Origin of the sequence: Hominilimicola fabiformis, assembly GCF_020687385.1 — a bacterium.
Lineage (GTDB): Bacteria > Bacillota > Clostridia > UBA1381 > UBA1381 > Hominilimicola > Hominilimicola fabiformis.
Map to the genome: position 1 here is coordinate 58,538 of NZ_JAJEQM010000002.1, position 10,774 is coordinate 69,311.

General features: G+C 38.5%; 10 protein-coding genes. All 10 read left to right on the plus strand.

Annotation, left to right across the window (positions count from 1 at the left end; all coding sequences use genetic code 11):
* Positions 1-19 precede the first annotated feature (19 nt).
* Positions 20-688 (plus strand): response regulator, encoded by a 669-nt coding sequence (locus LKE05_RS01705; RefSeq protein WP_337599188.1) that lies wholly within the window; start codon positions 20-22, stop codon positions 686-688.
* Entirely contained in the window at positions 685-2,025 is a 1,341-nt protein-coding gene (locus LKE05_RS01710; protein WP_308455734.1) for a sensor histidine kinase, read from the plus strand. Before LKE05_RS01705 ends, LKE05_RS01710 begins: the two co-directional genes overlap by 4 nt.
* 119 nt (positions 2,026-2,144) lie before the next feature.
* A complete protein-coding gene (locus LKE05_RS01715) occupies positions 2,145-2,591 on the plus strand; it encodes a MarR family winged helix-turn-helix transcriptional regulator (protein WP_022229936.1) in 447 nt (148 codons plus the stop codon).
* Positions 2,592-2,644: 53 nt separating this feature from the next.
* A complete protein-coding gene (locus LKE05_RS01720) occupies positions 2,645-4,378 on the plus strand; it encodes an ABC transporter ATP-binding protein (protein ID WP_308455735.1) in 1,734 nt (577 codons plus the stop codon).
* The gene (locus LKE05_RS01725; RefSeq protein ID WP_308455736.1) at positions 4,371-6,242 is read left to right on the plus strand and encodes an ABC transporter ATP-binding protein; all 1,872 of its coding nucleotides are present in this window, start codon (positions 4,371-4,373) and stop codon (positions 6,240-6,242) included. Before LKE05_RS01720 ends, LKE05_RS01725 begins: the two co-directional genes overlap by 8 nt.
* Positions 6,243-6,411: 169 nt before the next feature.
* Positions 6,412-8,154 (plus strand): indolepyruvate ferredoxin oxidoreductase subunit alpha, encoded by a 1,743-nt coding sequence (iorA, locus tag LKE05_RS01730; protein WP_308455737.1) that lies wholly within the window; start codon positions 6,412-6,414, stop codon positions 8,152-8,154.
* A 1-nt stretch (position 8,155) separates the two neighbouring features.
* Positions 8,156-8,716, plus strand: coding sequence for an indolepyruvate oxidoreductase subunit beta (locus LKE05_RS01735; protein ID WP_022229940.1), 561 nt, complete (start codon positions 8,156-8,158; stop codon positions 8,714-8,716).
* 10 nt (positions 8,717-8,726) lie between these two features.
* A complete protein-coding gene (locus LKE05_RS01740; RefSeq protein WP_308455738.1) occupies positions 8,727-8,849 on the plus strand; it encodes a hypothetical protein in 123 nt (40 codons plus the stop codon).
* Between the two features lie 14 nt (positions 8,850-8,863).
* Complete coding sequence (locus LKE05_RS01745) at positions 8,864-10,171, plus strand: phenylacetate--CoA ligase family protein (protein WP_308455739.1); 1,308 nt, start codon at positions 8,864-8,866, stop codon at positions 10,169-10,171.
* 16 nt (positions 10,172-10,187) lie between these two features.
* A complete protein-coding gene (locus LKE05_RS01750; protein WP_022229942.1) occupies positions 10,188-10,622 on the plus strand; it encodes an ACT domain-containing protein in 435 nt (144 codons plus the stop codon).
* The last annotated feature ends 152 nt before the right edge of the window (positions 10,623-10,774 follow it).

Below are 10,774 nucleotides of genomic sequence, written 5' to 3' on the forward strand. Positions count from 1 at the left end.
ATAAATGGGGGATTGTTTTATGGATTTGATTTATTGCGTCGAAGATGATGAGGGAATAAGAGATTTAATAACGTATGCAGTGAAATCAGCAGGGTTTGAGGCAGAGGGCTTTGAAAGTGCCTCAGATTTTGAAAAACGACTTGGCGAGCGTTTGCCGTCAATGGTGCTTTTGGATATAATGCTGCCGGATAAAGACGGAATTGCTATACTGAAAGACATACGAAACAACGATACGACTAAAAATGTTCCTGTTATTATGATAACAGCCAAAGGTACTGAAAGTGACAAAGTCAAAGGCTTTGAATACGGAGCGGACGACTATGTAACAAAGCCTTTCGGCGTTATGGAACTTATTTCAAGAATTAAAGCAGTCCTTCGTAGGAGCGGTCCGCAAGCCAGTTCTGATATAATCGAATACAAGGGTATCATTTTGGACAACCAAAGCAGGAATGTAAAGGTTGACGGAAAGGATATTGCGATAACGTTTAAAGAATTTGAACTTCTTAAATATCTTCTGAAAAACAAAGGCACAGTTGTGCCGAGAGAGGTTTTGCTTGAAAAGATATGGGGTTATCACTTTGAGGGCGAAAGCAGAACGCTGGACGTTCATATAGGAAGTTTAAGACATAAACTCGGCGAAAAGGGTAAGTGTATCGAAACTATAAGAAATGTAGGATATAAGATATGAGAAAAGCTATAAACGGCACGCTGAAAATTCTTACAATATCATCAGTTATAGTAAGTATGCTGCTTATTTTGGTGGCATATTGTACACAGTATTCGATAAAGGAAAAATCAGATTTAAAATCAAGAACAAATATATTGGCACAATGCTTAGACGGTTATGACGAAAACAGTGAAATTAATATATTAACCAAAATGTATGATGATGTATCCGATATTCGAGTGACGCTTATCAAATCAGACGGTACGGTTATTTATGATAACGAGGCGGATACAACTACAATGGAAAACCATTTTGAACGACCGGAAGTTAAACAAGCCGTTACATACGGAAACGGGAGCAGTAGCCGTAATTCCGAAACGATTGGTGAAAAAATATATTATTATGCCGTAAAATTGAATAACGGCAGTATATTAAGAATGTCACAGCCGACAAAAGTAATAATGTATATGGTTTTGACCATAATGCCGATAGTTATTATTATTTTAATATGCGTTATTGCTGTTTCGTTTGTGAGTGCAAAGCATTTGACGAAATATATTTTAGATCCGATTAATGAAGTGGATATAAATAATATAGGCAAGGCAGAGATATATGACGAGTTGAAACCGTTTTTTGCAAGAATAGCAAATCAAAATGCGGAAAAAGAAAAGACGGAAAAAATCAGACGTGAATTTACCGCAAACGTTTCGCACGAGCTTAAAACACCGCTTACAACCATTTCGGGATATGCACAAATGATAAGCAACGGTATGGCAAAGGCGGAGGACATCAAGGAGTTTGGCAGAAAGATAGAAAAAGAGTCCGACCGACTTCTTACTCTTATAGATGATATAATAAATCTATCAAATATTGACGAACAGGGAAGTGTTGAAAATCCGGAAAATATCGACCTTTCGCTGGTTACGGAAGAGGCGATATGTGTTCTTGAAAAAGCCGCAAAAGAACGAGGTATTCAGATTTATTATACGAAGATACCGACATTCATAAAAGGTAACGTGACATTGGTGAGTGAGCTTGTATATAACTTGCTTGACAATGCGATAAAGTATAATAAGGATAACGGAAAAATAACCGTATTTGTCGGCGAGTCGGCAAAGGGCGTGGAACTGTCCGTAAAGGATACGGGTATAGGAATACCGCCCGAAGATACGGAAAGAATATTTGAACGTTTTTATCGCGTTGATAAAAGCCACTCAAAAAAAGTCGGCGGTACAGGCTTGGGACTTTCAATAGTAAAGCACGTTTGTGCCTGCCATAATGCGACTATACGCGTAAAGAGCAAAGTCGGCAAAGGTACAACTATTTATGTTACGTTTCCGAATAACGTGAACAATTAATGAACAAAATATGAACTTTGAAAAAGGTTTATTGACATTAATATTAATAATGTGTATAATATGTAGCGTACTACACAAAAAGTATAGTACGCTACATTTTTTTGCGAGGAGGTGTATTTGTGAAAAAGAAAGGTATAGGCTTTTATTTTAAGAGGATAGATGAGATTATGTCTATGGCGGCAAATGCACATCTGAAGAAATACGATATAACCTGTTCGCAGGCAAATATACTTTTTTATATGCTTGAAAAGGGCAAGAATGTTGTAATGCAAAAGGAGATTGAACAGGAATTTGGGTTAAGACATTCCACGATTATCGGACTTTTAAAGCGTATGGAGAAGAATAATTTTGTGCGTGTTGAGGTAAATCCGGAGGACCATAGATGCAGACAGGTTATTTTGTTTGACAAGGCTTTTGAGCTTGGCAGTGAAATGAAAGAACACAGAAAGTATATGGATTCGTTGATAACAGGTGCATTAAATGATGAGGAGGAAAAAGAACTCAAAAAACTTTTAACAAAGGTTTACGAACATATGTACCAAGACAATGATAAGTGTGAAAAATAGGGTATATTTTTACCTTAATATGTAGCGTACTACATTTTTAAAGGAGGAATTAGATGATAAAGACATTATTAAAAAGTGTAAGAGAGTATAAACGTGATTCGATTCTTGCACCGATTTTTGTTACTCTTGAAGTTATTATGGAAGTTGTAATACCGCTTCTTATGGCTATGCTTATTGACAAGGGTATTGACGCTGGAAATATGAATTACATATTGAAAATAGGTATCGCCCTTGCAATTTCATGTGTAATTTCATTGGTTTTCGGTGCATTGTCGGGTAAATTTGCGGCGAGTGCATCGGCAGGTTTTGCGAAGAATTTGAGAAAGGATATGTTCTATAATGTACAGAACTTCTCATTTTCAAATATTGATAAATTCTCTGCATCAAGTATCGTAACAAGACTTACAACTGATATAACGAACGTACAAAATGCTTATCAGATGATAGTCAGAATTGCGGTAAGAGGTCCGATAATGATTATATTCTCGCTTATTATGGCGTTTGGTATAAATCATAAACTTTCACTTGTATTCTTGCTTGCAATTCCTGTTTTGGGCGGCGGATTGTATTTTATAATGACTCACGCACACCCGATATTTGAACGAGTATTCAAGATATACGATAAACTTAACAACGTTGTACAGGAAAATTTGAGAGGTATAAGAGTTGTTAAATCATTTGTAAGAGAAGATTTCGAAGAAAAGAAATTTAAAAACGTTTCTGAAGATATATACGATGACTTTGTAAAAGCCGAAAAACTTTTGGCATTTAACGCACCGCTTATGCAGTTCGCGGCATACGGCTGTATGCTTTTCATATCGTGGTTCGGTGCAAAGCTTATCGTTGCGTCAACTATGACAACAGGTGAGCTTACAAGCCTTATTGCATATACAATGCAAATTCTTATGAACCTTATGATGCTTTCAATGGTGTTCGTAATGATTACAATGGCAAGAGCGTCATCTGAAAGAATCGTCGAAATACTTGACGAAAAGAGCGATCTTACAAATCCTGAAAATCCTGTATATGAAATTAAAAACGGCGATATTTCATTCAGAAATGTAAACTTCGGATATTCAAAGAAAAAGAGAAAACTCTGCCTTAAGAATATAAATCTTGATATTAAATCGGGTGAAACTGTCGGAATTATAGGCGGTACGGGAAGTTCAAAGTCAAGCCTTGTACAGCTTATCCCAAGACTTTACGATACAACCGACGGTGAAGTGATTGTCGGTGACAGAAACGTAAAGGAATATGATATTGAGTCATTGCGTGACGAGGTTGCAATGGTACTTCAGAAAAATGTGTTGTTCTCCGGAACAATCAAAGAAAACTTGCGTTGGGGTAATGACCACGCAACAGATGAAGAAATCGAAAGAGTATGTAAGCTTGCACAAGCCGATGAATTTATTCAGACATTCCCTGATAAGTATGATACTTATATCGAACAGGGCGGTTCAAATGTATCGGGAGGTCAGAAACAAAGACTTTGTATCGCAAGAGCTTTGTTAAAGAAACCGAAAATCCTTATTTTGGACGACAGTACAAGTGCGGTTGATACAAAGACAGATGCAAGTATCAGACGTGCGTTCCGTGAAGAAATACCGAACACGACAAAGATTATTATTGCACAGAGAATTTCATCTGTCGAAGACGCAGATAAGATAATTGTTATGGATAACGGTGAAATAAACGGAATAGGTACTCATGAGGAACTTTTGAAGAACAACGAAATATATAAGGAAGTATATAATTCACAGGTGAAAGGAGGCGGTGACGATGAATAAACACGGTGCACAAAATACCGGTAAGACAATCAAACGTATTCTTTCATATATGAAGGAATACAAATTCAGATTTATCTTTGTATTGATATGTATATTGCTGAGTGCCGTTGCAAACGTTGCCGGCTCAATGTTTATCGGTACGCTTATCGATGACTATATAACACCGCTTTTGGGCAGTACAAACCCTGTATTCACGGGCTTGCTTAAAGCAATCTGCGTAATGGGTATTGTGTATTTAGTGGGAATACTTGCTACATTGTTTTATAACAGAACAATGGTATCAATCGCACAAGGTGTGTTAAAGAAAATTCGTGACGATATGTTTACTCATATGCAGAAATTGCCGATTAAGTATTTCGATACACATACTCACGGCGATATAATGAGTTACTACACAAACGATACAGATACTCTAAGACAGATGATGGCACAGAGTATTCCGCAGATGTTTTCGTCGGCGGTTACAATTATATCGGTAGTCGTTGCGATGTTTATATCGAATGTTTATCTTGCAATATTTGTGTTGGTGTTTGCGACCTGTATGATGTTTGTAATAAAGAAAATTGCAGGAGCGAGCGGAAGATTTTTTGTAAAACAACAGCAGTCCATCGGTAAGGTAAACGGTTATATCGAAGAAATGATTAACGGTCAGAAGGTCGTTAAGGTGTTCTGTCACGAAGAACATTCAAAAGAAGATTTTGATAAGATTAACGAAGAGCTTTGTGAAAACGCAACAGAGGCTAATAAATACGCAAATATCCTAATGCCGATTATGGCTAATTTAGGTAACCTGCAGTATGTGCTTATAGCTATTATCGGCGGTGCACTTGCACTAAACGGAGTTGCGGGACTTACACTTGGCGTTATAGCGTCATTTCTGCAACTTTCAAAATCATTTACAATGCCGATAAACCAAATATCGCAACAGCTTAACTCAATCGTTATGGCACTTGCCGGAGCGGAAAGAATATTCAATCTTATGGATGAAGAAGTAGAACAGGACAACGGCGATGTTACACTTGTCAATGTTAAGTACGACAGAAACGACAATATAGTTGAAACGGAAGAAAAGACATATATGTGGGCTTGGAAAGAAGTTCAAAAGGACGGCAGTGTTAAATACACACGTCTTACGGGTGAAGTTAAATTCTTTGATGTTGATTTCGGATATAATCCCGAAAAAATCGTACTGCATGATATAACATTGTATGCCGACCACGGCGAAAAGGTTGCGTTTGTCGGTGCGACAGGTGCGGGTAAAACTACAATTACCAACCTTATAAATCGTTTCTATGATATTGCCGACGGTACGATAACTTATGACGGAATTAATATTAACCGTATCAAAAAGAAAGATTTAAGACGTTCGCTCGGTATCGTTTTACAGGATACAAACTTGTTTACGGGTACAATTAAGGAAAATATCCGATACGGTAATCTTGACGCAACGGACGAAGAAGTTTATGCAGCGGCAAGACTTGCGAATGCGGATGAGTTTATAAATATGTTGCCTGACGGATACGATACAGTTATTTCGGGTGACGGCGGCAGCTTGTCGCAAGGTCAAAGACAGCTTTTGTCAATCGCAAGAGCGGCAGTTGCAGACCCTCCTGTAATGATACTTGACGAGGCAACTTCAAGTATTGATACAAGAACAGAGGCGATAGTTCAAAGAGGTATGGACGCACTTATGACGGGACGTACAGTATTTGTTATCGCACACAGACTTTCAACGGTAAGAAATTCAGATGTAATTATGGTGCTTGAACTCGGAAGAATTATCGAACGCGGTAATCACGAACAGCTTATTGCACAAAAAGGTAAGTATTATCAACTTTACACAGGTGCATTTGAACTTGAATGATTGTTTGAAACGTGAAAAATCCGAACTGATACCCATTTGCTTAATGCAAATGGGTATTTTAATATGAAAGTATAATATATTTTGTTGCTTTTTTCTACAATGTACTTGACGATAGAGGCGAATTTTGTTAAAATTATAATAATGGTTAAATAACGAGGAGGATTACATGATGAAAAAGTTAATGCTTGGAAATGAAGCGGTTGCACGCGGTGCTTATGAGGCCGGTGTAAGCGTTGTTTCCTCATATCCCGGCACACCGAGTACCGAGATTACAGAAAATATAGTTAAATATGACGATATATACGTTGAATGGGCGCCGAATGAAAAGGTTGCGGCAGAAGTTGCAATCGGTGCGTCAATCGCCGGCGCAAGAAGTATGTCTTGTATGAAACACGTCGGACTTAACGTAATGGCTGACCCTGTTTTCACTGCAAGCTATACAGGAGTAAACGGCGGTCTTGTATTGTGCGTTGCCGATGACCAAGGTATGCACTCATCACAGAATGAACAGGATTCACGTCACTATGCAAAGGCATCTAAAATACTTATGTTAGAGCCGTCTGACAGCGGAGAATGTAAGGAGTTCACAAAGACTGCATATGAACTTTCCGAAAAATACGATACACCTGTATTTTTAAGACTTTCAACAAGAGTTTCTCATTCACAGAGTCTTGTTGAGGAAGAAGAAAAGCAGGAAGTTGCATTAAAGGATTACGAGAAAAATCCGCAGAAGTATGTAATGATGCCGGGTAATGCGATAAAGCGTCACGTTGTCGTTGAGGACAGAATAAACGCACTAAAGGAAATGGCTGAAACATCACCTCTTAACAGAGTTGAAGAAAACGGCTCAAAAATCGGTATTATCGCAGGCGGTATCGCATATATGTATGCAAAAGAAGCACTTGGCGATAAGGCTGATTATTTGAAAATCGGTATAGTTTATCCGCTACCTGAAAAGAAGATAAAAGAATTTGCGTCAAAGTATGATAAAGTTTTCGTTATCGAAGAACTTGACCCTGTTATCGAAGATTTCTGTAAGAGCGTCGGAGTTGATGTAATAGGCAAGGACGTATTTACACTTCAAGGCGAATATACACCGTCAATGATTAAGAAAGCTGTTTTGGATACAGACGCACCTGAATTTGATGTTATAGACGAGCCTACACCTGTTCGTCCTCCTGTAATGTGTGCAGGTTGTCCGCACAGAGGTACATTCTATGTACTAAAGAAACTCGGTCTTGTTGTTTCGGGCGATATAGGCTGTTATACACTTGGTGCAACACCTCCTCTGCAAAGCGTTGACACAACAATTTGTATGGGTGCTTCAATCAGTGCCGCACACGGTATGGCAAAAGCAAGAGGTGCTGAATTTAATAAGAAACTTGTATCAGTAATCGGCGATTCAACATTTATGCACTCGGGTATTACAGGTCTTGTTGACATTGTATACAACAAGGGTAACAATACTGTTATAATTCTTGACAACTCAATCACAGGTATGACAGGTCACCAGGATAACCCTACAACAGGTTACACAATCCGTAAGGAAGAAACAAAGCAAGTTAATTTGATAACACTTTGCAAGTCAATCGGTATTGAACACGTTGTCGTTGCAGATCCGTTTGACGTAAAGAATTTTGAAAAGGTCGTAAAAGAAGAAGTTGAAAGAGAAGAACCTTCGGTTATTATCGCACAAAGACCTTGCGCACTTCTTCCGAATATGCGTAAAAAGTATTCGGGTCACTGTCACATAACAGACAAGTGTAAGAAGTGTAAGATGTGTATGAAACTCGGCTGTCCTGCAATTTCATTAGACGGCGATACTGTTAAGATTGACACAACACAGTGTAACGGCTGCGGACTATGTACAAATGTCTGTCCGTTTGGTGCGATTGAAAAGGAGGAAAAGTAGAATGAACATAATGATAGTCGGTGTCGGCGGACAAGGTACACTTCTTGCAAGCCGTATACTTGGTAAGGTTGCAATTAAAGAGGGTTATGACGTTAAAGTCAGCGAGGTTCACGGTATGAGCCAACGCGGCGGCAGTGTTGTTACATATGTAAAGTATGGTGATAAGGTTTATTCACCTATTATAGACCGCGGTGAGGCGGATTTGATTTTGGCATTTGAAATGCTTGAGGCTATGCGTGCTTTGCCTTATTTGAAAAAAGGCGGTAAGATGATTGCCAATACTCAAAAAATGAATCCTATGCCTGTAATCACAGGTGCTATGGAATATCCTGAGAATATTGAAGAAAAACTTAGTGCAAAGATTAATTTGCAGGCTGTTGACGCACTTTCTCTTGCGGAAAAGGCAGGTACAATCAAGGCTGTAAACGTAGTTTTAATCGGACTTTTGGCAAAGAGTATGGACGTAGATAAAAATGTTTGGATTGACGTTATAAAGGAAACTGTTCCGGAAAAATTCCTTGATGTCAATATTAAAGCGTTTGAACTTGGATATGAACTTTAAGGAGTAAAAAGTGCAATTATTGATTAAAACTCTACATGATTTATTCACTACCTATATAGGTTGGACAGTCGCAATTATTGTTATTTGGGCTGTTATAGCGGCAGTGCTTATAAGAAACAAAAAGAAAAAGTAAAGGAGATGTACCCAATGGGAATGTATCAGCCGGAAATTGAAACAATGGACAGAAACGAGCTTGAAAAACTTCAGCTTGAAAGACTTCAAAAACAGGTAAAGAATGTTTATGAAAATGTTCCGATGTACAGAGAAAGAATGGATAAAAAGGGTGTAAAGCCTGAGGATATAAAAGAACTTAAAGATCTTGCAAAGTTGCCTTTTACAACAAAGCAGGACTTGAGAGATTATTATCCGTTTGAGCTTTTTGCGGCAGACAAAAAGGATATTGTAAGAATACACGCATCGTCGGGTACAACAGGCAGACAGATTGTAGCCGGTTATACAAGAAACGACCTTGATATGTGGGCAGACTGTATGGCAAGACAGATTGCGGCAGCAGGCGGCGATGAAAATTCGGTTGTCCAGGTGTCATACGGTTACGGCTTGTTCACAGGCGGTTTGGGTGCACACGGCGGTTCTGAAAGAATCGGTGCTATGACAATCCCTACATCATCGGGTAACACCGAAAGACAAATCAGACTTATGATTGAACTCGGTGCAACTCACCTTTGCTGTACTCCGTCATACGCAATGTATCTTGGCGAAACAATAAACGAAATGGGCGTTAAAGACCAACTTAGTCTAAAAGCAGGTATATTCGGTGCAGAGCCTTGGACGGAAGATATGCGTCATCAGATTGAGCAGTCGCTTGGTATAAAGGCATATGACGTATACGGACTTACCGAAATCACAGGCCCTGGTGTATCTTATGAATGTTCTGCTCAAAATGGCATGCACGTTTGTGAAGATATGTTTATTCCTGAAATTATCGACCCTGATACGGAAGAAGTACTTCCTCCGGGCTCATTCGGTGAACTTGTTTTCACAACGATTACAAAAGAGGGTATGCCAATGATGCGTTACAGAACGCGTGACTTGTGCGTACTTGATTATGAAAAATGCGAATGTGGCAGAACACTTGTAAGAATGAAGAAACCTGCAGGAAGAACCGACGATATGCTTATTATAAGAGGTGTAAACGTATTCCCGTCACAGATTGAAGAAGTACTTTTGAAAATCGGCGGCGATATTACTCCTAACTATCAGATTATTGTCGGCAGAGAAAATAACACAGATACTCTTGAAGTACAAGTTGAAATGTCGGAGGGCATGCTTTCTGATGATGTTAAGTCTGTTGCGGCGATTGAAAAGAATATCGTTGCAAAATTACGCAGTACGTTGGGACTTGGCGCAAAGGTAACACTTGTTGAACCGAAAACCATCACAAGAAGTGAGGGTAAGGCAAAGAGAGTTATAGATAACCGTAAACTTCACGATTAATAGGGAGGTAAAAGCTATGAAACTGATTAAACAAATATCTGTTTTTGTGGAAAATAAATCGGGCAGACTTTCGGATATACTTAATGTAATAGGAAAGAATGGTATCGACATCAGTGCATTGTCGATTGCGGATACTACTGATTTCGGTATTGTGAGAATGATTGTAAACGATCCGGATAAAGCGGCTGAAATTCTAAAGAGCAATAATCTTGTCGTAAAGGTTACGGACGTTATTGCACTTGCGGTTGCTGATAAACCGGGCGGACTTGCAGGTGAAATTGAAAAACTTAAAAATGCAGGTATTTCTATTGAATATATGTACGCATTTATCGGCAAGAGCGATAAGGGTGCACTTGTAATTGTTCGTGTTGAAAATCCCGAAAAGGCACTTGAAGTGCTTAAAGACGAAAATGTAACGGTTGTTTCACCTGAAGAAGTTTACAGAATGTAAAACAACTTTTGCAAAATAACGATATTTTAAGAGCAGTAATCTATGGTTACTGCTTTTTTTGTATGTAAAAATGCACAAAAAAACAATATTAAAATATACAAGATGTACAGTTATCACAAAGAAAAGCAATTTTTGCAATATTTAAAACAAGA